20 protein-coding genes and 1 pseudogene are annotated in these 24,375 nt (G+C 53.9%); 9 read left to right on the top strand and 12 right to left on the bottom strand.

From position 1 onward, the window contains the following. Positions 1–222: 222 nt before the first annotated feature. The gene (locus tag GNT65_RS08150) at positions 223–540 is read right to left on the bottom strand and encodes a hypothetical protein (RefSeq protein WP_160795109.1); all 318 of its coding nucleotides are present in this window, start codon (positions 538–540) and stop codon (positions 223–225) included. A 442-nt stretch (positions 541–982) separates the two neighbouring features. Here GNT65_RS08150 and GNT65_RS20760 point away from each other — a divergent pair. The 3 genes and pseudogenes from GNT65_RS20760 to GNT65_RS08135 all read left to right on the top strand — a co-directional run. Continuing rightward, positions 983–1,129: pseudogene (locus GNT65_RS20760) on the top strand (phage integrase N-terminal SAM-like domain-containing protein); the annotation flags it as partial. Positions 1,130–1,699: 570 nt separating this feature from the next. Then, positions 1,700–2,521, top strand: a complete 822-nt coding sequence (locus tag GNT65_RS08140; RefSeq protein WP_160795107.1) for a DUF2797 domain-containing protein — start codon at positions 1,700–1,702, stop codon at positions 2,519–2,521. A gap of 348 nt (positions 2,522–2,869) precedes the next feature. Next, on the top strand, positions 2,870–4,999 hold the full coding sequence (locus tag GNT65_RS08135) for a TonB-dependent receptor (RefSeq protein WP_160795105.1): 2,130 nt from the start codon (positions 2,870–2,872) through the stop codon (positions 4,997–4,999). A 182-nt stretch (positions 5,000–5,181) separates the two neighbouring features. Here GNT65_RS08135 and GNT65_RS08130 read toward each other — a convergent pair whose 3' ends face one another. After that, on the bottom strand, positions 5,182–5,814 hold the full coding sequence (locus tag GNT65_RS08130) for a DUF4136 domain-containing protein (protein ID WP_160795103.1): 633 nt from the start codon (positions 5,812–5,814) through the stop codon (positions 5,182–5,184). 241 nt (positions 5,815–6,055) lie between these two features. Next, complete coding sequence (locus GNT65_RS08125; RefSeq protein WP_244952127.1) at positions 6,056–8,983, bottom strand: M9 family metallopeptidase; 2,928 nt, start codon at positions 8,981–8,983, stop codon at positions 6,056–6,058. Between the two features lie 359 nt (positions 8,984–9,342). Here GNT65_RS08125 and GNT65_RS08120 point away from each other — a divergent pair, with 359 nt between their 5' ends. From GNT65_RS08120 to GNT65_RS08110, 3 genes are read left to right on the top strand one after another with little or no spacing between them, the layout of a single operon-like run. Then, positions 9,343–9,939, top strand: a complete 597-nt coding sequence (locus tag GNT65_RS08120; protein ID WP_160795099.1) for a LysE family translocator — start codon at positions 9,343–9,345, stop codon at positions 9,937–9,939. A gap of 32 nt (positions 9,940–9,971) precedes the next feature. Further along, complete coding sequence (locus GNT65_RS08115) at positions 9,972–10,547, top strand: DUF1415 family protein (protein WP_160795097.1); 576 nt, start codon at positions 9,972–9,974, stop codon at positions 10,545–10,547. A 19-nt stretch (positions 10,548–10,566) separates the two neighbouring features. Continuing rightward, on the top strand, positions 10,567–11,355 hold the full coding sequence (locus tag GNT65_RS08110; RefSeq protein ID WP_160795096.1) for a ribonuclease H family protein: 789 nt from the start codon (positions 10,567–10,569) through the stop codon (positions 11,353–11,355). 23 nt (positions 11,356–11,378) lie between these two features. Here GNT65_RS08110 and GNT65_RS08105 read toward each other — a convergent pair whose 3' ends face one another. Both GNT65_RS08105 and GNT65_RS08100 read right to left on the bottom strand, forming a co-directional pair. Further along, positions 11,379–12,869: a GGDEF domain-containing protein gene (locus GNT65_RS08105; protein WP_160795094.1), complete on the bottom strand. Its 1,491-nt coding sequence runs from the start codon at positions 12,867–12,869 to the stop codon at positions 11,379–11,381. A gap of 189 nt (positions 12,870–13,058) precedes the next feature. After that, on the bottom strand, positions 13,059–13,529 hold the full coding sequence (locus GNT65_RS08100) for an HPP family protein (protein ID WP_160795092.1): 471 nt from the start codon (positions 13,527–13,529) through the stop codon (positions 13,059–13,061). A 125-nt stretch (positions 13,530–13,654) separates the two neighbouring features. Here GNT65_RS08100 and GNT65_RS08095 point away from each other — a divergent pair, with 125 nt between their 5' ends. The 3 genes from GNT65_RS08095 to GNT65_RS08085 all read left to right on the top strand — a co-directional run bounded on the left by GNT65_RS08095 (position 13,655) and on the right by GNT65_RS08085 (position 16,137). Continuing rightward, positions 13,655–14,215: a TetR/AcrR family transcriptional regulator gene (locus tag GNT65_RS08095; protein ID WP_244952126.1), complete on the top strand. Its 561-nt coding sequence runs from the start codon at positions 13,655–13,657 to the stop codon at positions 14,213–14,215. Between the two features lie 59 nt (positions 14,216–14,274). After that, the gene (locus tag GNT65_RS08090; RefSeq protein WP_160795090.1) at positions 14,275–14,703 is read left to right on the top strand and encodes an LETM1/MDM38 family protein; all 429 of its coding nucleotides are present in this window, start codon (positions 14,275–14,277) and stop codon (positions 14,701–14,703) included. 72 nt (positions 14,704–14,775) lie between these two features. After that, positions 14,776–16,137 (top strand): leucyl aminopeptidase family protein, encoded by a 1,362-nt coding sequence (locus GNT65_RS08085; RefSeq protein ID WP_160795088.1) that lies wholly within the window; start codon positions 14,776–14,778, stop codon positions 16,135–16,137. Positions 16,138–16,280: 143 nt separating this feature from the next. On the opposite strand, the gene GNT65_RS08080 is transcribed toward GNT65_RS08085, so the two are convergent. The 7 genes from GNT65_RS08080 to GNT65_RS08050 all read right to left on the bottom strand — a co-directional run bounded on the left by GNT65_RS08080 (position 16,281) and on the right by GNT65_RS08050 (position 24,370). Then, positions 16,281–17,876 carry an ABC-F family ATPase gene (locus tag GNT65_RS08080; protein WP_160795086.1) on the bottom strand — a complete coding sequence of 532 codons (1,596 nt, stop codon included), beginning with the start codon at positions 17,874–17,876 and terminating at the stop codon, positions 16,281–16,283. A gap of 248 nt (positions 17,877–18,124) precedes the next feature. After that, entirely contained in the window at positions 18,125–20,176 is a 2,052-nt protein-coding gene (locus GNT65_RS08075) for a S9 family peptidase (RefSeq protein ID WP_160795084.1), read from the bottom strand. Between the two features lie 9 nt (positions 20,177–20,185). Further along, a complete protein-coding gene (locus GNT65_RS08070) occupies positions 20,186–20,443 on the bottom strand; it encodes a hypothetical protein (protein ID WP_160795082.1) in 258 nt (85 codons plus the stop codon). Between the two features lie 276 nt (positions 20,444–20,719). Further along, positions 20,720–21,478, bottom strand: a complete 759-nt coding sequence (locus GNT65_RS08065) for an SDR family oxidoreductase (protein WP_160795080.1) — start codon at positions 21,476–21,478, stop codon at positions 20,720–20,722. 4 nt (positions 21,479–21,482) lie between these two features. After that, positions 21,483–22,382, bottom strand: coding sequence for a 3-hydroxyisobutyrate dehydrogenase (mmsB, locus tag GNT65_RS08060; RefSeq protein ID WP_160795078.1), 900 nt, complete (start codon positions 22,380–22,382; stop codon positions 21,483–21,485). 84 nt (positions 22,383–22,466) lie between these two features. After that, on the bottom strand, positions 22,467–23,597 hold the full coding sequence (locus tag GNT65_RS08055; protein WP_160795076.1) for an enoyl-CoA hydratase/isomerase family protein: 1,131 nt from the start codon (positions 23,595–23,597) through the stop codon (positions 22,467–22,469). Then, positions 23,597–24,370 (bottom strand): enoyl-CoA hydratase, encoded by a 774-nt coding sequence (locus GNT65_RS08050; RefSeq protein WP_160795074.1) that lies wholly within the window; start codon positions 24,368–24,370, stop codon positions 23,597–23,599. Before GNT65_RS08050 ends, GNT65_RS08055 begins: the two co-directional genes overlap by 1 nt. Between the last annotated feature and the right edge of the window lie 5 nt (positions 24,371–24,375).

The raw sequence follows: 24,375 nt of genomic DNA, 5'->3' as shown, positions 1-24,375 counted from the left end.
GGAAAGAAGTTCGGCGAAGGAAAAACTATCGAATAACAGCGCAGCATTTACGCTGGGCAATGCATGAATACATCAAGTTGGTTCACACTGCTGGGAGACCTGAATTATGAGGGGATCCCCCAGCGCCTTAATAAACGGCGTAAAATAGCAGGCTAAACTAAGCGAAGAATGAGCGCAAGCCTGCTGTTTTACGCCCACTGTTTAATTAAATTGTTATATGGTTTAATCACCATTGTAACTTTTAAATATTGCTTCTAAAGAAATTGAGTTTGGATATTTAAGATCAAAACTACGGTAGTAAATTTTTATATATTCTTCTGTTGAGCAAAATGGTTTCGAGACTTGAGCAGGAGTATTCTGAATTGCATCCATTAAATCTGCAACTAGCTCTGAATCTAGAGTGTTTGACCGCTTAAATAGACCAAATAACGTAAAACTTTTAGAGCCTCTAGCTTTAAAACCAAGTGAACGAAGATACATGGTTACCTGGGTCATAACCTCTAGGTGAGCTAAAGCATCTTTACTTAAACTTGAATCCAACGCTTAACCTCGATTGCCATATAACGCTTATTAGGGGGAGTGCCGGATATGTAAATCAAAAACATCTAATATGCCTCCCCATCAGCCAACCTTAATTGACTGAATTTTATACCAATAATTCACTCCTTTTGGCAAGGTTTATCTGATCAACATTGAATAATGCGAGACCTGATTTAGCGTCTCTGACAGTGCTTCCTATTAAACTGATTCGCCAATGCAATAAAAGCCTAAAAATCAAACAATTATACTTTTTCATCAGAAAAAAACGAGAGTGTTCAATTTACATAGTAGGAAGCAGAATTTTGCCTTTTTCACGATCTCCTATTATAACTGTGTAAATATACAGTTATTAATTTTGAGTGTCTCAGATGAGTAAGTCACCTTTCATTGAATCCATCCGTAATGTGTTGAGAACTAAGCGATATAGCTTAAAACCGAAAAGGCTTACCTGTATTGGGTCAGGAAGTTTATCTATTTTCACCAGAAAAGACATCCTGCCCAACTGCGCGAAGCAGCCGTTGAACAATTCCTTACACACCTTAAACATCCAATACCGCCAAATCGAAGAGACGTTAAATACCGAGTGTAGATACGCCGGTGAGCTTCCGAAACAGGGATGTTTCGGCAGAGCCTAAAAGGACTTATTCACGGCGTCTCACAGGCGTATCTGCACAACCCCCGCCGGGCAGGCGTTAGATGGCGATGAAGGTACGACCTTCAACTCGCTTAATAGATGAGCATGTCGCCAAGTGCCAAGCAAGCTGTAGAAATGCCAAACCTTCATTCTAAGGGCTGCACACTTTGGGGAAAAAATCAGTTAGCTTTCACACCTTAAACATACCAATACCACCAAATCGAAGAGACGTTGGATACCGAGTGCACATACGGTCGCTCCATCACATCTGACCCATAAGAACATCAAAAATGTCAGTATGATATAGGGAACATCACAGACCAAGTAATCACGCCATTGATATTTCCATACAGGGCGACGGCCGGCCAGGCCCTTACAATGAAACTCCATCTGACAACAACCTTGATTAACCCGCATTCAGTTAAGCCCCCCCTTTTTATCTTCCCCCCGTTAACTGTTACACTCGTCACAAATTCACGAAGAGTCAGCGCAGCAGCGCATGACTCCAACGCAATTGAGAGTGCAATGCAAGGAACCTTGAGAAAAATGCGCACCAGGCTCGATGAGCAGGGCCTGGCCAATTATCAGCTGCTTGTGGGCGACAATGAAGTCGAACTGAATCCCTTTATCGGCAGCAATATCAAACTGGTTCATACCGGTAATATTTTCTGCTGTAATTGCGGCAAGAAAACCAAGAAGAGTTACTCCCAGGGCCACTGCTTCGTCTGTATGAAGAAGCTGGCGAGCTGCGACATGTGCATCATGAAGCCTGAGACCTGTCATTTTGCCGAGGGCACCTGCCGCGAACCCGAGTGGGGCGAGGCCAACTGTTTCGTGCCCCACTATGTCTACCTTTCCAACACCTCTGGACTCAAGGTGGGCATCACCCGCCATACCCAGCTGCCGACCCGCTGGATAGATCAGGGTGCCACTCAGGGTCTGCCAATTCTCAAGGTCTCAAGTCGCCAGCTGTCTGGCCTTATCGAGGTTGAGCTGGCCAAGATGATTGCCGACAAGACCAACTGGCGCGCCATGTTGAAGGGCAATGCCGATCCATTACCGCTCAAGCAACACGCCCAGGAGCTGCTGCCACAGATTGAGCAGCATATTCACAGCCTGGCGATGGCCCATGGCGAATACGCTATCGAGCGACTGGATGAGGAGATAGTGACTATCGACTATCCTGTGAGCGAGTTCCCCACCAAGATAGCCTCTCACAACTTCGACAAGGAGCCAGTGGTGAGCGGTACTCTTTTGGGGATCAAGGGACAATACCTGATCTTCGACACTGGGGTGATCAACCTACGTAAATTTACCGCCTACGAGGTCAGCTTCGAGACCGAGTGATCGCAGATCGAGTGACTAAGATGCCCTCGCCTGCATACCCATGTGTGCAGGCATTCCCCCCTGATTGACATCCGCACCTCTATGCCAGGGCGCCCATATCACAACAGTAAAGGGCTATCCAGGTTTTCCCACAAACACCAAATCTCGATGGCTATTCGATACACCAAAGGCAAACAGCCCATCTAAGCAGACTATCTAAACAGACTATCTAAACAGACTATCTGCTCCGCTCCATCTGATACATAAATGCAACAAATGTAAATCTCGAGCAAACTTAAATGATAATCTATATCATTCGCATCAAATGCTTGTTCAACCTTTTTTCGTACATAAACTTAGGATAATTTGATGCCCGCTCACCTTCCTTTAAAAAAATCTCCTTTGGCCTTCTATACCAGCCTTTTCTGCCTAGGGCTGATGAGCCAGTCGGCAATCGCAGATACCGACATAGAACGTATTATTGTCACCGGCAGCCGCAGCGCCGAGAGCATTGAAGAGGTCCCCTCTTCGGTGACCCTGATCGACAACAAGACCCTGGCGCAAGATATGTTGATCACCTCTGAGCTACAAAACATGCTAGCGTTTCGCGTGCCGGGCATGGCGCCCAGCACAGGCACCTCGAGCAATTCCGGTCAGACGCTTCGTGGTCGTAAGGCGCTGGTGATGATCGATGGTGTACCGCAATCGACCCCACTTAGAAACGGCAGCCTGGGCATTCGCTCAATCGATCCAAGCGCCATTGAACGCATCGAGGTGATCAAGGGCGCGACTTCCATCTATGGTAACGGCGCCTCGGGCGGGATCATCAACTACATCACCAAGAAGCCTAGTAGCGACGCCAAGGCCAGCGTGGAACTGGGTGCCTCCAGCAAGTTTAGCGCCGTCAAGTTTGAAGACAGTGCAGGCTACCGCTACCACGCCGGCGTGGACGGGACCCTGGATAAGTTCAGCTATGTGGTCAGCGCCGCCGAGGAGGAAACTGGGCTCGAATATGATGCCGAGGGCGATATTATCGGCTTGATCTACGGCCTGTCGGAGACCAAATCGCAAAACCTGTTCACCAAGCTGGCCTATGAGTTTGACAGCGAAAAGCAGGTGCAGCTGACCTACAACTACTATGAGGCGCAGCAAAACGCCGATCTCATGGATGTGACTGGCAGCGTCAACAGCGGCGTGAAAACCTACGCCATCAAGAGCAGCGAGCCTAAGCCGGGCGTGCCACAGGGGCCGAGAGGCAACCACAACTTGATGCTGAAATACACAGATCAGGAGATCTTCAACCAGACACAACTCACCCTGGATGCCTACTATCAGAAGATCGAAAACATGTTCTTCTACTCTGCCGCGCTGGCCAACCCCAGCGAAGGCTATGATGGCGGCCAATCGTTAATTCGCTCAGAGAAGCGTGGTCTGCGAATCAACCTCAACAGCTACGCCGACTGGGACAATGTGTCGGCCAGCTTCATCTATGGTATCGATGCCCTGAACGATGTCAGCTCACAGCCATTGCACGATGGCCGTATCTGGGTGCCCGAGATGGACATGAGCAACCTGGCCGGCTACCTGCAAACCAAGTTAACGATAAATGATGACTGGATTGTCAAAGCCGGCGTGCGTCACGACAGAGTGGACATCAGCGTCGATGATTATAAGACCCTAAAGGTGTGCCGCACCGCAGACACCTGCTCGGTGCCTTTCGACGTCGAGGGCGGCGAGCTTGACTTCACCTCCACCACCTATAACCTGGGCCTGCGCTACCAGCTAGACGATGCCTTTAGCCCGTTCGCCAGCTTCTCACAGGGCGCAGACATCTCAGATCTTGGCCGCCTCCTGCGTACCGCCACGGTCAATGATATCTCGCTGATCCAGACAGAGGCGTCAATCGTCGACAACTATGAGGTAGGCTTCTCGGGCCACTATGACAAGCTAAGCTATGAGCTGGCGGCTTATCGCAGCACCTCAGAACTAGGCACCAGCAACGCTTATGACGCCGCAACCGGGGTTTACATGCCGGTACGTGCACCGCAGAAGATCTGGGGCTATGAGGCGCAACTGGCCTATCAATGGCTTGATAATCTGGCCACTGACATGAGCTACAGCTGGGTCGAGGGTAAGGATACGAAGAAAGATGTCTACCTGGACGGCCAAGTGATCTCGGCGCCTAAGTTTACCGCCTCGATCAACTGGCAGCCCATCGACAATGCCAACATCGCCATCAACTACCTGTATGTGGGCGATCGCAAGCGCTTCGAGACGGTCGATGGCCAATATGTGGGCGCCCAAGGGCCTGTAAGCCACTATAACCTAGTGAACCTTAGCAGCAGTTATCAACTGAATAACTGGCAGTTTAGCCTTGGCGTAGAGAACCTGTTGAATGAAGATTACTATTCGGCGCGTTCACAAGCCTTTACCTATAAGGGTTACAACACCAAGGGGCTTGGCACCACAATCAATCTAGGGGTGAAGACACGCTTCTAACCGATAAAGAGGCGCCGCTCATACAATGGGCGGCGCCTATTCCCCCTCTTTCGACTCCTCTGCTCACAACCCCATCTATAGCAGTAATCCTTAAATGCCATACTCCTAGCTGTCACAGATGAAAGCGATGGGATCTACCTGCCTTCGCCAAGCCCAATTTGCCCCGACAGAGATGAGACAAACTAAGACTCAGGCACCTGAGGTAAATTAGCCAGCATCTTGTTAATGACCCTAGCTAGCCTGTCGTCGGCCTGCTTCGCCGCCAAGGTATGGTCTTGCGTTAATGGGGTAAAACCCTGGGCCAACACCCGCCAACTAGGCTCCATCAATCTAGGGTCAAACACCAGAAGCAGCACAGAGCCTTTCTCGAAGCGGCGCATGTCTACCCCTTGGGCCGAGATGCCCGGCACTAGTCCGACTTTTTGTAGGATCTCACCATCGCTCATGGTGTCACCCAGGGCCACCCCATAGCCGATCAAGAGATCTGGCGACTCGGATGCCGACACCTGCCGATAGCCCTTGGCCTGCATCACGGCAGTGATGGCGCCGCGCATGCGTGATTTTAGCTGTTCGGGCTTTACTTCGTTCCCCACATTGAGCAGCTCGAAATCTGGGTGCAAGGCATATGCCTGCGCGTCTTGGCTATCGGGCCCCTGAACAAAGCTTAAATCGCCACTGGCGACCAGGGTCAGACGGTCCTCGGGCGCCATCGGCAACTGCAATGACTCCTCCGTCACGCTACAGGCGGTCACGCCAGTTATCAGCAACAGGCTCAGACCCAAGTGCAGGCTCAGTTTTAGCAAGATAGATTTCATTTCGGCTCCTCGTCCTTATTAGGAATCGTCCTTCACAGAGATAGTCGGATTGGACAAAGTATAAGCGAAAGATCATGAACCTAGCCTGACAAAACGTTAACAATCATCTCGCTAACACAGATTGTGTCGAGCGCGGCGACCAAGGAGGCCGGCGCAATCAACATAAGCTGGGCACACCAAGCACCCAGATAAAAAAACGCCGGCACTGGGCCGGCGTTTAGAATTAAGCCTTAGGGATGGCTTAATGGGTCTCTAGGGTAACCACCAGGCTGGCGCCACTGCTTGAAGGCGCACCATCGGCGCTCACATAGAACCATCCTTCGGCAGGCGAATCGACTCGGATCTGCTCACCGTTACCGGCATTTTCCGACTTATGCTGGTAGCTCGTCGGACTCGCCCAGGTCTCGCCATTGGCGTAGAGGTTCAGATCGCCGCTACCATGGGCCGTGTTGATCTCGATGGCGGCCGTATTTGCCGGCACATAGAAGTAGTAGCTGGAATGACCGTCAGCCACACACACCGCCTGATCAAACTCCACCCCGCCATAGCTGTAGGGACTTTGGCTTAAGCAGGCATCCGCCACCTGAGGCGAGCCGTTATCCGGCGTGCCACTGGCGCTCAGGCTAACCTTGAGGCTAGCGCCCTCAAACGGAGTGACTGCCGCAGTCGAAATATAAACCCAACCACGATTGGCGATCACACTGATCAACTCCTCGTTACCGCTACTTTGCGACTTCACCTCATAGTCGCTCGGGCTCGCCCAGGTCTGCTGGTTAAAGTAGATATCCAGATCGCCCTCACCGCCCGTGGTGCTGATATAGAGCTGAGTATTATCTTGTTCCACATAGGTGTAGTAGTAGTTCACACCCGTGCCTGCCACACACTCGGCCTGCTCCAGGGTAAGATTGCCGTCGCTGATGGTTGCCGCGCCGCAGTGCTCCGTCTGACCACCACCGTTGGCCGCATCGGCATTGTCGCCAATCCCGTTGCCATTCTCATCGGCCCACTCGGTGGGATCGTTCGGGAAGGCATCTTCACTGTCGATCACCCCGTCTCCATCGCTGTCGATCGGAGTCACTATGCCACCATCGAGCGGCGTGTCGTTACTAGTCACCGTCAGCAGCCAGCTGTTCCACTCGGCGTCATAGTTTGTGCCGATAGTGTTATCTATGTAGCTGAGCCAGGCTGTGGTATCACCGGCGCGGGCGTGAACTAACAGCGCGTCCACATCGCTTCTGTGCTGCTCGAACAGGAAGCGCACCGCCAGATAACCCCAGCGATAGACCCTGTCGGTACCACTGTCATAGGTGTTGGACAAGATCTCGCTCAGGCTAAATTCCTGGCTGCGACCGATATCGACCGCCTCATCGTAGCGATTCTGATGGGAGATATATTCGGCGAGGCCTTCGGCCCACCACACAGACTTACCCGTGTCGACATCGAAGTAGTTAAAGGCGCCGTAAAGATTGAAGCGACCATCCAGGTAGTGCACATATTCATGTCTCAGATTCCACACCAGGATGTCGTCGGTCCAGGTGGCCTCGTGGGCGATGAAACGCGCCTGATTGTCGGGATCCGACGGCGTGCCTTCCAGATACATGCCGCCGTTGCCTGTGTTGATGCCGAAGATGATACCCGCGTAGACATCATAGTCGTCATAGCTGTCGAAGATGTTGACCTGCAGATCTTCGTTGTAGTCGTCCGCCACTGGCTCGCCGCCGGTTGCCAGGATCTGATGGAACAGCCCCTCTTCCTCGCCCATGAGATCGCACGAGGCCTGCAACTCCTGATCCGTCAGCTGCTGAGCGCGGATCTTGATGGTGTCCGAGCAGCTGTAGTGGATAGCAAGCACGCTGGCTTCCACCTCATCCTCCCAGCCGCAGATGCCGAAGCTGTCGCACTGGCCAGGGTTGTAGTAATCCAGATAACCGGCCGCATCCACCCACTGCTTAGACAGACGGCTAAACTTGGCCATATATTGCTGCACGCCGCCGTTGAGAGCTGTTTTCAGGCTGTCGGGCAGTTTCCAGTAGGCCTGATACTCGTAGAAACGGCCAAACTCGTGAAAGGCATCTGAGGATTCGAAGGCATACTCTGAGTTGATGATGTAATCAGAGGTCGCCACCTTGAGCAAGGCGGCGCGCAGCGCATCATACTCCATCGACGCCTTGGTATATTTTTCATCCCAGTTGCCGCGATACAGGGTGGTGAGCGCCTTGGTCAGCGCGCTTCTGTGGTACCAGGAGGCCAGGTGCTGCTCGCTAAACTGATTCAGATAATCGGTTATCACCGCCACCGAATCATAGTAGTTGTAGGAGCTGTCCCAGGCGATGAAATACTCCTGCAAGGTGTTGCCCTGCATGTCACTCAGGCTGGTAAAGGCGGGGTTCTTGGCATATTCCAGCAACAGCTCGCGCATGGCATCGCTGGCGCGGCTGTCACCATAGCTGAGATCATCGTTGTAATACTCTATGTAGAAGGCGCCGCGCAGAAAATAAAACAGGTTAAACAGCTCGCTGCCGGTACTGCTGTCGTAACTTGCGGCCGTTGCCTTGGCCAGATTCGCCACGGCCACCACGTTGTCGGCCTGATACACCTTGACCGCGGTGGCATCGTTGCGGGAATAGAGCTCGGAGATACAGGAAAACTCCGCCTGGCGAACAAAATCATACAGCGCCTGGCCACTTAGGCTATCGAACTGACTGTATCCGTTACAGGCATCCGTGTCGGCCGCTGGCCCGGTCGCGCCTTGATAGCCCTTCAAGCCCGGCAGCGCGGATTGCCCCTTGCTCCCCTTCTCCAATTTGCTATCACGCTTCTCAGGCCTGACGCCTTCGCCCTCTTGCGTATCTCGTGCACCTATGGGCTTGCGGGCAGACTTGTCGAAACGAATACTCGCGGCGGCCTTGTCGCTAGTCATATAGGCTGGCTGTTTGCTTGCCTGCATCGCCGCGGCTTGAGTCGGCGCCAGCTGGGTCGGCGGCGCGGCTTTTGTCGAAAGCGAGCGTTTTACATCCTTTCCTTGCACGACTTTTGCCGACACACCTTGCCCCTGAACATCTTGGGCATGCAGCGCGAGCGGCATGGCAAGTAGCGAACAGGCCAAGGCCAGCGTTGTTGGGGTGAAGCGGCGAGCACGAGCGCTACCGGCTAGTGTTTTGATTGTCATAGTGGTTGTCATAGTGGGTGGTCTCCAGACCGACAGGCCCATCAAGGCCTGACATTACTCAGGTTGATTTGGCTCGACTCACCTTCTCTGAGGCCTTATATCGAGCGATTAGCACATCCTTGTTAACCCGGAGTTAACAATTTATGGCGCTACTGTTATATTTTATACAATATATTTTTACAAGTACCCGGCAGGAGATTTACATTAGAAAAGGCAAAATTACCACAGAGATAATCTGACAAAATCAATTTTTACAGTAAGTTATAGTAAAATTTAGGAAATAAAAAAATTTACTGGTCAGCAGAGACAAGCCTTGAGATCATAACGCTTCGAATCATCACCTTAGAGACAAGCCGTTAATGGAACTGGTTTTCGCCATCGCCCTATTTGCCTTTTCTTCGGGGATCACCCCAGGGCCCAATAACATCATGCTGATGACCTCTGGGGTAAACTTTGGCATCCGGCCTAGCCTCCCCCACCTGGCGGGGATCTGCATAGGTTTTCCCTGCATGGTGCTGGCGATCGGCCTTGGACTGAGCGCCGTGTTTCAGGCCTATCCCCTGCTGCACCAGATCATCAAATATGTCGGCATCGCCTACCTGCTCTACCTGGCATGGCTGATCGCCAACAGCAGCAGTCGCATGGAGGGCAAACAGACGGCAAAACCTCTCTCCTTCCTGCAGGCCGCGGCCTTTCAATGGGTCAATCCTAAGGGATGGATCATGGCCGTTGGCGCGATAGCCACCTTTACCGTGATAGACAGGCCCCTGACACCCCAGGTGCTCACCATCGCCAGCGTCTTCCTGAGTGTGGCCCTGCCCTGCGCCTTGTTATGGCTGGGGTTTGGGGTAGCGCTCAAGCGACTACTTAAGCATCAACGCCAGCAAAAAGCCTTTAACATCACCATGGCGCTCTTGCTTGTGGCCTCTATCATCCCTATGATCGCTCCTCAATAACACACAGAAAAACCACATCATACGGAGCAGCCGTGGCAGCGACAGAGTGCAAACACAACGCCGAAGATAGAGGCGTCGCCTTAGCCACCCAGAATTGGGTCGAGAAGGTGATCATGAAATACAATATTTGCCCCTTCGCCCGCCGAGAAGTGGAGCGCAACAGCATACGCTACAAGGTGGCCGAGCAGCATCAGCTGGAGGCCGTGTTAAACGAGCTGGTCGACGAATGCCACTACCTCGAGGAGCATCCGCAAACCGAGACAACGCTGTTTATTCTGCCGCGTGGCTTCGAGGGGTTTTATCAGTATCTGGATCTCGTGGATATCGCCGATGCCTTGCTGATCGATCAGGGTTTCGAGGGGGTATTCCAGCTAGCCAGCTTCCACCCCGACTACTGCTTCGAGGGCGAAGAGACATCCAGCGCCGCCAACTACACCAACCGCGCGCCCTATCCCACCTTGCATATCATACGTGAGGCCAGTATGGAGCGTGCGCTAGCCGACTATGACGACCCCGAGTCGATCCCCGAGCGCAACATCGCCTTCGCCGAACGTAAGGGCGAGGCCTTCTTCGTCAAGCTGCTGCAAAGCTGTAAACAGGCCGATTAATTCAAGGGAAGAGAATCCGATGGCAAGCAAATATTATGTGGTGTGGGCGGGACGCGAGACAGGCATATTCACCAGTTGGCCCCAAACCAAGGCCTTGGTCGATGGCTTTGCGGGCGCGCGCTACAAATCTTTTAAGACACAGGCCGAGGCCGAGGCCGCCTTTAAGGGCGGGCAGAGTAAGGCCGGCAGTGCAAGATCTGCCTCCTACAAGGCCAATTCAACAGCCAGTTCGACAAGAAGTAAGCCTACATCGGGCGCGAGCAGTCAGAAAAGCACGAGCGAGCATCCCGATAGCGATATCGATATCTATACCGACGGCGGCTGTGAGCCCAACCCCGGTGAGGCCGGTTCTGGTCTGGCACTCTATCGCCAAGGCGAGTTGGCCGAGCTCTGGTATGGACTCTATCACCCCATGGGCACCAACAACACCGCCGAACTCAACGCCCTGCATCAGGCGCTGTTGATGGCCAAGCATTATCTGCAGCAGGGTCTCGGTGTGCATATTCACAGTGACTCCCAATATGCCATCAAGTGTATCTCCGTATGGGCCTATGGCTGGAAGGCCAACGGCTGGCGTCGCAAGACGGGGGAGATCGCCAACTTAAGCGTGATCCAGGAGGCCCACGCGCTTTACGATAGCTTAAAGGCCAAGCTGAAACTCAGTCATGTGGCGGCCCATGTGGGCATCGAGGGGAATGAGCTGGCCGATCGCATGTCTATCTACACCCTGGAAACCAAGCAAGCCCAATTTTGTCGCTACCAGGAGCCGCTGGATATCCCAGCCCTGCTGGCGCTGCGCGCCGGATAGACATCTTGCTCTAAGTGGTCGTTTTAAATCACGACCACACAGTCGCGGCCACTCTCCTTGGCGCGGTAGAGTGCCTGATCGGCGTGATTAAACAGGCACTCCTTGTTATCGTCGCGGCAATAGACAGACACCCCGGCGCTTAAGGTTATGGCAACGGGGAAGTCGCTCTCTAGGCTGCGGCGCTTCACCTCTTCTCTGAGCTTATCGGCAAAGTGCAAGGCGCCGTCTCTATCTGTGTCTTCCAGGATGATCACAAACTCCTCGCCCCCCCAGCGGCCAACAAAGTCCGTCTTACGCACGGCATCGCTGAAGATCTTGGCCACTCGCTGCAACACATCGTCCCCCACCAGATGACCATGTTTGTCATTGACCGATTTGAAGTGATCAATATCGAAGATACACACGGCGAGCGGGGTCTGCTGACGATTGCTGCGACTGACGGCCGCCGACAGCTGGCGGTTGATGGCACGCCGATTGGCGACCTTAGTAAGGGGGTCGGTATTAGCCTGGGACTTATATTGCATCTCGTCACTGAGATCTTTGATCACTACTATGCTGTGCTTCTCATCCCCCACCCCATAGGTGGCGATGGAGATGCTGGCGGGAAACACGTCGCCATTGAGCTTCTTGCCGTAGAAGATGGTGTTGCGCTGAGACATGGGCTGTACCCTGTCGGACTTTTGAAACTCCAGGCGCAGCTTCTTATGTTTCTCCTTAGTGCCGCTGGGCACCAGATCATCCACATTAATTCTGTTCAGCGCCCGCTTAGAGAAGCCAAATAGGCGCATGGTCTCGCGATTGGCGGAGATGATGGTGCCATGCTCATCGACCGAAAAGATGGCGTTAGGCGCGCAGCTAAAGATCACCTCGAGATCCTTAAGCTTGATCGCCAGCCGTTTGTTGACATAACGAATAAAACTAAACACCAGGATGCTCACCAACACCAGGGCGCAGAGGATCACCAGCAGCATCTGATTCACCCTCTGGTGGGCGCTGTCGGCTTGCTCAAACAGGTTGTTTGGGCTCTGAGCATGCCTCGAGAGTATGCTCTCTATCGCCTCGATAGCCGGCCTGTCGTCTACCCGTACCAGGGCATCTATCGTCGCCACATCCCGTTTCTCTTTCAGCATCTGCCTGAGCCTGGGCAAATGTTGGCGATATTGGCCGACCACAGACTGTATCGCCCGCACCTCGGCGGTATGTTCGTGCGCCCTTTGCAGGTATTTTTGCAGCGACTCCAAGCCTAGTTCTATCTCGGTTTCCGCCCGCACGAGATAACTCACGTCTTGACGGATCACCGCGTTCTTGAAGTCATGAATGAAGCCACCGTAGCCCAGGGCTACCATGGCATCATTGAAAAAAGCGGTCTTCTCCAGCGCCTCATAGGTGTGACGTTTCCAATCCTGCTGTGACCGATTGATGCTGGCCATCAGAATATAGAACGCCGCCACCAGAAAGATCACATATAAGATGGCGAGGCTGAAAATCTTGAACGGCTTAAATGGGTGGCGCATTCACTCTTCATCCTTCTGTCGTGCAGACCTTATCGCTAACCTGTTCTCAAGCGACCCGGCTTAATGACTAAGGTCCAGCCAATACCATAGGCGATTGGGCCTTAGCCACCCACAAATGACCAAATGAAAAGTATAGTCTATATCAATCTAGCTCACTGAAACTAAGCACAAAAGTTGTAATTTCAGCGACTAATCCAGCGCCGCGCTCTGCTGACGTTCCAGACGCTTGTGCATTAGTGCGATCAGCTTACCCACTAGCACTATGATCAGGGCCCCAGACAACACGGGTGAAACGAGAAAACTCCAATCCTGCCCCGTTAACATCACCAACAGCGGCGTGGCACCTGCCGGTGGATGGGTCGTCTTGGTCAGCAGCATGCCACTGACCGCGAGCCCCGTCGCAATAGCCAGAGTCAGCGGACTCACCCCGATAAAGTGAACGAAATAGAGGCCGATCGCGCAGGTCAATAGATGACCGAAGATAACGTTCTTCGGCTGGGCCAGCGGGCTGTCTGGCACCCCAAACACCAAAACTGCGGTGGCGCCGAAAGGCACCATGAGCAGCACAATATCCGACTGCAGGGTTTCCGCGAAGGACAACAGGCCGATGGCCAAGGCGGCCCCAAGGCCGGAGATTAACGCAAATGCCAATTTATTCATCTTAATCCCTTAACTCCCTTATATAGACGAATCTTATGTGGGCGAACCCCATGTAGACAAGTCTGTCTACCCGCAAGAGTAGACAACTTGGTCTACCGATGTCAAGATATAAAAAAAGCGAGGACATGATGACAGATAAGAGACAGTTGCTAATCGATACCGCCCTTACCCTCTTTACCGAGCGGGGGATAAACCTTGTGGGGATCAACGAGGTGCTTAAGGTGTCTGGGGTTGCCAAGAAGACCCTGTATCATCACTTCAGCAGCAAGGAAGCCCTCATCGTAGCCGTGCTAGAAACACGTCATCAGATCTTCATCCACTGGCTGAGTAAACGATTGACAATAGCACAAAATGACCCTGGCGTGATAGACGCCCTGTTCGGTGCGCTAGACGACTGGTTCAACGACCGGGTACCCGAGCTGAGTCAATTTCATGGCTGCCTGTTTATCAACTCCGCCATCGAATGTGGCGACAGCCGGTGTCAGGTGTCACGTTTTGCCAAGTTTCATAAGCAGGCGGTTAGAGAATTGATTGGCCGTTGCCTTTCCCAGCCAAACGAGGCCCTGCTGGATCTCATCTGCCTGATGAAAGAGGGGGCCATTGTCTCGGCCATGGTGAGTCAGGACAAGGGCGCCGCCCTGCGCAGCCAGGTGCAATTGCAACGTCTGGTGCCAACCCTTATCTAAGGCAAAAAGAGCATTAGGAAAAGATAGGCCTTGAGCTGGGCTTGTGAGACAATCGCGCCATGAAAATTTATCGTAAATTACACAAGGCCCCCTTCAGAGTGCTGCGCATCAGTCGCCGCCGCTTCGGTCTACGTTTAAAACGTGACATGCTGGTGCTCAAAGATGCCCTGGCACAGGAGAAACAGGAGACCAAGGATATGCTGGTCGCCTACGGTCGCTACACCCGCAATCAGGCCAGCAAGGAAGAGCTACGACTGGCCAATCAGCAGCTGGCGGATCTGATCAAAGGCCTGGGGCTGGGTGTATTTGCCGTGCTCCCCTTCGCCCCCATCACCATCCCTGTGGTGGTCAAACTGGGTAAATTGGTCGGCGTCGAGGTGCTGCCCAGCTCCTTCAATAATCTCTCCGAGCGCAAGGCCCAGTTGAACCGAGAAGCCCAGGCCAACAAACGCGCCCTGGACGCTGTCGAAAAAGCCAGCAATGAATGATGCGCCGCTTTCACCCCAAGGGACTGACATGCTAATCTAAGTTGAATTTTGACCTCAATAAGATGATGCCCAATGACTCAACTACTCCTCTCTGGTTCCGAAGGGATCCCACTGACACTACTCGCGAAAAATGACTATAACGATTGGCTAAACGGCCAGGATAAACAGGTTCAAAACTGGCTAGGCAGCACCCAATACAAGGGCAAGGGCCTTAGCCTGATCCCAGGCACTGATGGCGCCCTCAGCCAGGTGCTCTATGTGAGCGAAGACAAAGACTCCCACTGGGTATGCGGCGATCTGGTTAACGAACTACCGGCCGGACAATACCTGTTAGATGGCGATGCCCAGACCTGCAAGCTGGCGGCCTTTAGCTGGGCCTTAGGCGCCTACAAGTTCGATCGCTATAAGGCCAACGACAAGGCCTACCCACAGCTGGTGCTGCGCGATGCCGAGCTGGTCGAGCAGACGCAAAAGATGGTGCGCTCTGTCTCTATCGTGCGCGATCTGGTCAACACCCCAGCCGCCGACATGATGCCCCAGCACCTTGGCGAGACCATGGAGTCACTGGCAGCAGAATTCGGCGCCAAGGTTAGCCAAATAGTCGGCGACGATCTGCTGACTCACAACTACCCCACCATCCACATGGTTGGCCGCGCCAGCCATAACGCGCCGCGTCTGATCGATCTTACCTGGGGCGATGAAGACGCACCTAAGGTGACCCTGGTTGGTAAAGGAGTCTGTTTCGACTCGGGCGGCTTAGATCTTAAGCCTGGCGCCGGTATGCGCCTGATGAAGAAAGATATGGGCGGCGCCGCCCATGTTATCGGCCTGGCCCATCAGATCATGGCCGCCGAGCTGCCGGTGCGCCTGCGCGTATTGGTGCCAGCGGTGGAAAATGCCGTCTCGGCCAACGCCTTCCGCCCAGGTGACGTGATCACCACACGCAAGGGACTCACGGTTGAGATAGACAACACGGACGCCGAAGGCCGTCTGGTGCTGTGTGATGCCCTGGCCGAAGCCAACAGCGACAAGCCCGATCTGCTGATCGATTTCGCCACCCTGACAGGCGCCATGCGTATTGCCCTGGGTACAGAGCTACCCGGCTTCTTCAGCAACGACGACGAGGTAGCCACAGGGATCACGGCATCTGGCCTTGAGGTTGAAGATCCCGTGTGGCGCATGCCGCTACATAAGCCCTATTTCGAGCTGACCAGCAGCGATATTGCCGATCTGGCTAACTGTGGCAAGGTACCCTTCGGCGGCGCCATCACGGCGGCCCTCTATCTGGAAGCCTTCGTCGATGAGGAGATAAGCTGGACCCACTTCGACGTCATGGCCTGGAATACCCGCAAGCTACCGGGTCGCCCCATCGGCGGTGAAGCATTCGGTATTCGCGCCGTATTCGATTACTTGGCCAACCGCTTCGCCAAGTAGTTGCTAGTCCTGTCACAGGACAACAAACAATAAAAAGCCCAAGTGATAAAACACCTGGGCTTTTTGCTAAGCGCTTTTTACTAAGAACTTTTTACAAAGAACTTTATATAAGGGACCGTTTACTAGTAAAGGTCCCAAATATCTTACTCTTCTACGCCTTTGCTGCGCAGGAACTCATCATAGGTGCCCTTGAAGTCATTCACGCCATCAGGAGTGATCTCTAGGATGCGGTTGGCCAGCGACGATACGAAGGCGCGGTCATGACTGACGAAGATCAGCGTACCCTCGTACATCTCAAGCGCGTTGTTGAGTGACTCGATAGACTCCATATCCAGGTGGTTGGTCGGCTCATCCATCACCAGAATGTTGGGCTTTTGCATGATCAGCTTGCCAAACAACATGCGGCCCTTCTCACCACCAGATAACACGCGCACCGACTTCTTGATGTCATCTGAGCTAAACAGCATACGGCCAAGGTAGCCACGCACGCTCTGATCGTCATCTTCGGGCTTGCGCCACTGACTCATCCACTCAAACAGTGTCATGTCGTTTTCGAAATCGGCCTCATGATCCTGCGCGTAGTAGCCTATGGTCGAGTTTTCAGACCACTGAATGGTACCTGTATCTTGTGGGATGTCGTGGATCAGGGTACGCAACATGGTGGTCTTACCCACACCGTTTTCACCCAGCACGGCGATACGCTCACCCACCTCGGCGATCAGGTTAAAGTCTTTAAACAGCGGGCCTTCATCGAAGCCCTTAGAAAGTTCCTCAACCACCAAGGCGTTACGGAACAATTTCTTCTCCTGCTCGAAACGGATGAAGGGGTTAACGCGGCTGGAGGCCTTAACCTCTTCAAGCTTGATCTTCTCGATCTGCTTGGCACGAGAGGTCGCCTGCTTCGCCTTAGAAGCGTTAGCCGAGAAGCGCGCCACGAAGCCCTGTAGCTCGGCGATCTGCGCCTTCTTCTTGGCGTTATCAGACAGCAGACGCTCACGCGCCTGGCTCGCCGCCGTCATGTATTCATCATAGTTGCCTGGGTAGACACGCAGCTCACCATAGTCGAGATCCGCCATATGGGTACAGACAGAGTTGAGGAAGTATCTGTCGTGGGAGATGATGATCATGGTGCTGTTACGCTGGTTAAGCATCTCTTGCAGCCAGCGGATGGTGTCGATATCCAGGTTGTTGGTGGGTTCGTCGAGCAGTAGCACATCGGGATCGCTAAACAGCGCCTGTGCCAGCAGCACACGTAGCTTGAAGCCCGGAGCGATTTCGCTCATCAGGCCGAAGTGTTGCTCCAGTGGAATACCCACACCCAGCAGCAGCTCGCCGGCGCGGCTTTCTGCGGTGTAACCGTCCATCTCGGCAAATTCCATCTCTAGCTCGGCCACCTTGATACCATCTTCTTCGCTCATCTCAGGCAGCGAATAGATGCGATCACGCTCTTGCTTCACCTTCCACAGCTCGGTATGGCCCATGATCACGGTATCGACCACGTTAAACTCTTCGTACCCAAACTGGTTCTGGCTCAGCTTACCCAGGCGCTCGTTCACATCCAGCGAGACGTTACCCGATGTTGGTTCGAGTTCGCCGCCGAGGATCTTCATGAAGGTTGATTTACCACAACCGTTGGCACCGATAAGGCCGTAGCGGTTACCGCCGCCAAATTTTACTGAGATGTTTTCAAACAGCGGCTTAGAGCCAAACTGCATGGTGATGTTAGCTGTCGTGATCAATGTGAAATTCCGAAATAGTAGTTAAGCGAAGTGACGCCTGTTTGAGTCTAGAATCCTGCCTCAACAAACACCCTATCGGCTGCCGATGACAAGCTGATGAAAAACTGCGCTAAAGGGATATTTTAAAGCGCGCTACTATAGCCACTTTGGGGGATTTTATCAACTTAAGCGGGCGATTTTCCGCCGCTTTCCCCCCTGGTTTTCTATATCGTTTCGCGCGCATTAGCCGCGCAGTTTCTCAGGCGCCACTAATGACTTATGGCTAGTGCGTTCTCTATGGTCAGCGGACTCAGCTTATCGGCCGGGGTAAAGCCAAACACCTGACTGTAAAAGGATAATTCGGCGTTGAGTGCGGCAATGCGATTCAGGGGTTTCTTCACCCCATGGCCCTCGTCATCAAATTGCAGGTAGGCCACGGGCACTCCTCGGCGTTTGAGAGCAGCATAGATGGCTGCCGACTGCTGGGCTGGCACGATAGGATCTTTGGCCCCCTGCACCAAGAGTAGCGGCGCCTTAAGCTTATTCAGGTGATACAGTGGCGAGCGCTGACGATAGAGGGGCGAGTTGGGTTTGAGCTCACCCACCAGGTGATGCAGGTACCCCTGCTCGAACTTATGGGTCTCCCTATCCAGCGCCTCGAGATCGCTGATCCCCGAGTAAACCACGCCAGCCTTGAAGGTGTGGTAGAAAGCCAATGCCGATAGCACGCTGAAACCACCGGCACTCATGCCGCGAATGGCCACCTTATCCCCGTCGACCCAGCCCCTGTCTGTCACATAGCCAGCGGCCTCGATGGCATCTTCCACCTCTGCCCGACCCCATTGCCCGTAGAGGCTCTGACGATAGGTACGGCCAAAACCCGAGCTACCACGATAGTTGACATCCAACACGGCAAAGCCGCGGCTGGTCCAGAACTGAATATCCCGTCGAAAACTCAGGCTAGCCCGCCAGGTAGGGCCGCCGTGCAACATGACGATCAAGGGCGGACGTTGGTCATTTGGCGCAATATACTCAGGGTTCATGGGGCCATAAAAGTACCCGTATACGAGTAGCCCACTGATATCTGAGGTAAAGTGTATTGGATCGGCACGGGAGATGTAGCGAGGGTCTAACGAATTTACCCTGGGTGCATACACCAGCTCGACGCCCCGGCCACGAATGCGATAGATCCCCTTCTCCGGCGTCATCTTGCTGCCGATGAAGTATACGCCGTCCGGGCCCTTGACCACCTGTTTCACCTCGGCAAATTCGGCGGCGATCGATTCAGTGAGCCCAAGTTGGATATAGAGGCGCAGTAGCTGGGTCTTGCCCTCTTGCTGTACGCTGAGGATCAGTTGATCCTCAGTCTCAAACGCATAGCTGTGATTACCCAACAGCCAATCGGGCCTGGCAAACTCCCCCGCCAGCTCGAGCACGGGCTCGGCATTCCCCTCAGGGGTGACACGATAGAGATTCCACCAGTTATTGAAATCAGCCACCACATAAAGCTCACCGCCGGGGCTATAGAGTGGCTGGGTGATCGCCCCTTTGAGATTGCCAAGCAGCCTTCTTGGATGGGAGATACCGCCCTTGGGATCGAATTCGGCAACCCAGAGCTCAGTGTTGTCCCAGGGCATGTTAGGTTGCTGCCAGCTTATCCAAGCCAGCTGACGATTATCTGGTGATACCCGGGGGGCGGCATAGAAATCGCCGCCGCTGACCAGAATCTCGCCTTCGTTTTCGAAATTGAGGTTTAGCGCCACTATGCTGGCACTGGGTTCGCCTGCCTGGCGATGATCTTCGCGCACACAGATGATGCGCGATCCCTTAGGGTATGAGACACAATCGGCGTGGCGTGTCCCAGCCGGCGTTAGCACCACAGGGGCCTGATTGGGGGCGATACGGTAGAGACGCTGATCGCCGTGTTTCACCGCAAACAGGCTATTGCCCATGGCCAGCACGGGGGCACCGCCATACTCATGTACCCGACTCTTGACATCGAAATCGGGGTCGATGATGGTTTCCACCTCGCCATCAGGGTTTAACCTATTCACGCCCACCTTACCATCACGACTGGCATCGGCCTGGCTAAAGTAGAGGCCCTCTTCTATGGGTCTGAGTACGCCGAAGCTGTCCGAGGGGGCATAGACCTGATTGGCCGAGAGTACCGAGTGCCAGCTGCCGTAATCGGCGATGAGACGTCCGCTTCGTTTATCACGGGGCTGCTCGGGAGGCTCTACCTGAAAAAGGCGTATCGAGAGTATGGCGGCCACGGCCACTACTACCAACACCAGAGTCAGGTTCTTAAACCACCGCACCATAGTCTTATTTCACTTGAATTTACGCCAAAAGAATAACTTACGTTGCAACCACTGAAGCGTGAGCCTCTGCTTCTCGGCGCTCAGGCCAAAGTAGATGCAGAGCCAGGGGGAAAGCAGAATGTACCAGGGTAAGAAGCTGGCCGTAGACTGGGTTATCAGCAGAAAGAAGAAACCAGCATAGATCACCACTACCCCAAGGACACCCACAAGTAACATCAGCGTCTTGGTTGCTTGTTCAAACCATATCATCTTTCTTTTCTTACTCATAAGGTTATACCAATCATAGTAAATAACTGATCATTCTTGCTTGTTAAAACCTCCGATAACGGCGTTACTATTTTTAATTGTAGAATAACTACTTATCGAAAAATAAAGCCTTGTTCTCGAAGGTTTTTCCTGCGCTATTTCTGGTCACTTACTTACCGTGATTGGTATTAGATTACATTAAATGGCGCGCCTTCGCACATCGGCCCCTTTAAGGGTAAGCGCCACCATAAAAAAACGGGCACTGGGCCCGTTTCAAATACAACTAAAATGAACAATCTAGATGCGAATACCGCCGTCGATCTCGAACACGCGACCGTTAACATAGTCGTTTTCGATGATGAACTTAACGGTAGAGGCAATCTCGGCCGCCTGACCCAGACGTCCAACTGGCACCATCTTCTCGAGACGCTCGAGCGCCTCAGGCTTCATGGCTGCCGTCATCTCTGTCTCGATAACACCCGGCGCCACGGCGGCGCTACGGATATTGTAGCGTGCCAGCTCTTTCGCCCAGCCCACAGACATGGCAGCAACACCGGCCTTAGAGGCCGCGTAGTTGGTCTGGCCTATGTTACCGGCCTTTGCCAGGCTAGAGATGTTAACGATAACGCCCTGCTGCTTCGAGGTGATCATCGCCGCCGCGGCTTCACGTCCGCAGAGGAATGAGCCGGTCAGGTTAACATTGATCACCGCCTGGAACTGCGCCAGCGACATGCGATCTGTCACCTCACCCTCTTTGGCCTTCACCAGCATGCCGTCGAGCAAGATACCCGCGTTGTTTACCAGCACGTTGACCTGGCCAAAATCTTCGAGGATGTAAGCGAAACCGGCTACCACATCTTCTTCATCGGTAATGTCGAAGGCGTAACCTTGCACCTCGGTGGTATCACCGATGTCGGCACAGGCACGCTCTAACTTCTCCTGATCCACATCGATAAGTGCCAACTTAGCACCGGCAGCGGCAAGTTCTTGTGCCATCGCAAAACCTAAACCACCGGCACCACCTGTGATGACTACAACCTTATCTTTTAAATCCATCAACTTACCCTTTTTTATTAAACTGCTCAAAAATACTGGAGAAATCACGCTTACCATTTCCCTGACGGGCATGATTCACGTACAGGCTACGGGCCAAGGCCCCCATCGGGGTGCTCGAATTTGAGAGCAGGGCCGCCTCCTGGGACAGACCTAAGTCTTTCACCATGAGATCAACCATGAATCCACCTTGGTAACCATTTGATGATGGCACGTTTTCCATCACATCTGGACAAGGATTATATTTATCTAGCGTCCAATTACCACCACTACTGACCTTCATGATCTCAGAAAGCACCTTAGGGTCCAGTCCATGGTCTATCCCCATCTGGATTGACTCGCTGGTACCAACCATGAGCACAGACAAGAGCATATTGTTACAGATCTTCGCCACCTGACCGGCACCCGGGCCACCTGCGTGGAAGATGTTGGCGCCCATCACGTTAAGCACGCCCTGAGCCTGCTCGAAGGCGGCATCGCTGCCGCCGCAGATAAAGGTCAGGGTGCCGGCCGCCGCACCCGCTGTGCCGCCCGATACCGGCGCGTCGATAAACTCGAGTCCCTTGGCCTTTGCCTGTTCGGCGACAAAGCGCGCACTCTCGGCATCTATGGTAGAACAATCGATTAGCAGGGTGCCGTCGGCCACCACATCTATGATGCCTTTATTCTGCTCGTCTCCCAGATAGAGACTGCGCACATGCTTGCCCGCTGGCAGCATGGTGATCACAACATCGGCTGCTGCCGCTGCCGCGCAGGCACTCGGCGCCTGCATGGCACCTTGCTCAACCACATGGCTCAGGGCCGCCTGAGAGAGATCGAAGGCCTTGACCGTATAGCCAGCCTTCACCAGGTTGACCGCCATCGGGCCACCCATGTTACCTAATCCGATAAATGCAACTGTATTCATGTTTTGCTCCTTTTCTTCGGGCGAGCCCTAAATACCAATCACAGTCGATATCTGATCATCTAGTCACTGTGACTGATATGAAAATTATTGGCCTAAGGTGCGCAGAGGATCGTTTTGCGGCTCCCATGGCGAGGTCATCAGTGACTTAACCATCTCTTGTGGAACGGCCTCAACGCTATCGTATAGCCACTGGGGCTGACGGTCTTTGTCGATAAGCAGCGCTCTAACCCCTTCGGCAAAATCACCGATTGCGCAGCAATTACAGCTCAGCCCCAGCTCCAGCTGAAATACCTGACTCAGGCTCAGCTCAGTACCCAGTAGCGACTGCTGATAGACAAGGTGCAGACTCAGTGGGCTGCCTGCCTGCATGGTGCTCAGGGCACGTGCCAGCCAAGGTTCGGCGTCTTCTACCGCCTTAACTCTGGTCATGATATCAACCAGCTCTCCCTGCATCAGGGCGTCGATCTGCCCTTGATGCTGCTCGAGGACACTCTCACCCATCGGCTGAGCGCAGCGGCTCGACATCGCCTCAAGCAGCGCATTTAACTTGCCATGGTTGGCGCAGACATCGCTTTCCCAGTCGATGCTTGAAAGCGCGTCGAACAGCGGCTGTTTGTCCGTTGAATTCAGGTAGTGATTACCCAGACCCACATAGAAGGCGTCGGCGCCATCCATATTATAGGCGGTCATTCCCAGGAAACGGCCCACATGGCCTGGCATACGGTTGAGGAAGTAGCTGCCCCCCACGTCGGGATAGAGGCCAATGGTCACCTCGGGCATGGCAATGCGTGACCGCTCTGTCACCACGCGGTGGCTGGCGCCAGCCATAAGGCCGAGGCCGCCGCCCATGACGATGCCATCACCCCACACCAATACAGGCTTGTCAAAGGTGTGCAGCAGATGATCGAGGAAATATTCTCGGGTAAAGAAGTCCTGGGTCACCTCAGGGATCTCGCCCGGCAGCTCTCGTGCCGCCTGATAGAGGGCTCGTACGTCACCGCCGGCGCAGAAGGCCTTCTCGCCCGCGCCGTCAAGTACCACCATGGCGATGGCGTCATCGTCAGCCCAGGCGGTAAGTTGCGTCGTTAGCGCGCGTACCATCTCCATGTTGAGGGCGTTAAGAGCCTTCTCCATGTTGAGGGTAGCCACACCCACCAGCTTACCCGATAGGGTGCCTAAGGTCTGAAAGACCACACAATTAGTCTGCTCTGTCATTAGCGGTTCTTCCAGTTTGCTTTGCGCTTCTCCAGGAAGGCGTTAACTCCTTCTGCCTGATCTTCGGTATCAAACAGGCCAACGAACAGCTCACGTTCAAGGGGCAGCGCCTGAGTGCGCGGCATGGCGCGGCCCGATTGGATCAGCTGCTTACACACGGTCACGCTGCTTGGGCTCTGGTTAGCCACCTTCTCGGCCAGCGCCATGGCGGCATCAAGGGCAGCTCCCTTGTCGACCACCTCTTCGATGAGGCCAATACTCAGCGCCTTGTCGGCGTCTACGCGCTCGCCGCACAAGATCATGCGCTTAGCCCAGCCTTCGCCCACCAGGGCCGTAAGGTTCTGGGTACCGCCGGCGCAAGGCAGCAGGCCGACGGTCGCTTCTGGAAGCGCCATCACGGCCTGGGCCTCACTGATGCGAATATCACAGGCCAAGGCAACCTCTAGACCGCCGCCCATGGCATAACCGTTGATGGCGGCAATAGAGACGCCGCGGAAACCGCTCAGGGCCTCGAAGGCCTCGCCGAAATGTTTCGCCATGGTGGCGGCGTTGCCCTTGTCGCCGTCGGCAAATAACTTGAGATCGGCGCCGGCGCTGAAAAACTTCTCGCCTTCACCGGTCAGCACCAGGGCATAGATCTCCTTGTTCGCGTTCAGCTCGGTCACCTTCTGCTTCAGCAGCGCCAGGCTGTCTGCCGTCCAGGTGTTGGCCGGTGGGTTGTTCATGGTCAGTACGGCGGTATGGCCGATGATCTGTTCAACTATCGCTGTCATCTCTC

This window comes from Shewanella insulae, from assembly GCF_009831655.1.
Classification (GTDB): Bacteria; Pseudomonadota; Gammaproteobacteria; order Enterobacterales; family Shewanellaceae; genus Shewanella; species Shewanella insulae.
This window is presented reverse-complemented; position numbering and strand designations above follow the sequence as displayed.

What these genes read in the sequence shown, in the direction of transcription:
- GNT65_RS08140 (WP_160795107.1), top strand. Translation starts at nt 1,700, where the DNA reads ATGCAAGGAACCTTGAGAAAAATGCGCACCAGGCTCGATGAGCAGGGC.
- GNT65_RS08135 (WP_160795105.1), top strand. Translation starts at nt 2,870, where the DNA reads ATGCCCGCTCACCTTCCTTTAAAAAAATCTCCTTTGGCCTTCTATACC.
- GNT65_RS08130 (WP_160795103.1), bottom strand. Translation starts at nt 5,814, where the DNA reads ATGAAATCTATCTTGCTAAAACTGAGCCTGCACTTGGGTCTGAGCCTG.
- GNT65_RS08125 (WP_244952127.1), bottom strand. Translation starts at nt 8,983, where the DNA reads ATGACAATCAAAACACTAGCCGGTAGCGCTCGTGCTCGCCGCTTCACC.
- GNT65_RS08120 (WP_160795099.1), top strand. Translation starts at nt 9,343, where the DNA reads ATGGAACTGGTTTTCGCCATCGCCCTATTTGCCTTTTCTTCGGGGATC.
- GNT65_RS08110 (WP_160795096.1), top strand. Translation starts at nt 10,567, where the DNA reads ATGGCAAGCAAATATTATGTGGTGTGGGCGGGACGCGAGACAGGCATA.
- GNT65_RS08105 (WP_160795094.1), bottom strand. Translation starts at nt 12,869, where the DNA reads ATGCGCCACCCATTTAAGCCGTTCAAGATTTTCAGCCTCGCCATCTTA.
- GNT65_RS08100 (WP_160795092.1), bottom strand. Translation starts at nt 13,529, where the DNA reads ATGAATAAATTGGCATTTGCGTTAATCTCCGGCCTTGGGGCCGCCTTG.
- GNT65_RS08095 (WP_244952126.1), top strand. Translation starts at nt 13,655, where the DNA reads ATGATGACAGATAAGAGACAGTTGCTAATCGATACCGCCCTTACCCTC.
- GNT65_RS08090 (WP_160795090.1), top strand. Translation starts at nt 14,275, where the DNA reads ATGAAAATTTATCGTAAATTACACAAGGCCCCCTTCAGAGTGCTGCGC.
- GNT65_RS08085 (WP_160795088.1), top strand. Translation starts at nt 14,776, where the DNA reads ATGACTCAACTACTCCTCTCTGGTTCCGAAGGGATCCCACTGACACTA.
- GNT65_RS08075 (WP_160795084.1), bottom strand. Translation starts at nt 20,176, where the DNA reads ATGGTGCGGTGGTTTAAGAACCTGACTCTGGTGTTGGTAGTAGTGGCC.
- GNT65_RS08070 (WP_160795082.1), bottom strand. Translation starts at nt 20,443, where the DNA reads ATGAGTAAGAAAAGAAAGATGATATGGTTTGAACAAGCAACCAAGACG.
- GNT65_RS08065 (WP_160795080.1), bottom strand. Translation starts at nt 21,478, where the DNA reads ATGGATTTAAAAGATAAGGTTGTAGTCATCACAGGTGGTGCCGGTGGT.
- mmsB (WP_160795078.1), bottom strand. Translation starts at nt 22,382, where the DNA reads ATGAATACAGTTGCATTTATCGGATTAGGTAACATGGGTGGCCCGATG.
- GNT65_RS08055 (WP_160795076.1), bottom strand. Translation starts at nt 23,597, where the DNA reads ATGACAGAGCAGACTAATTGTGTGGTCTTTCAGACCTTAGGCACCCTA.
- GNT65_RS08050 (WP_160795074.1), bottom strand. Translation starts at nt 24,370, where the DNA reads ATGACAGCGATAGTTGAACAGATCATCGGCCATACCGCCGTACTGACC.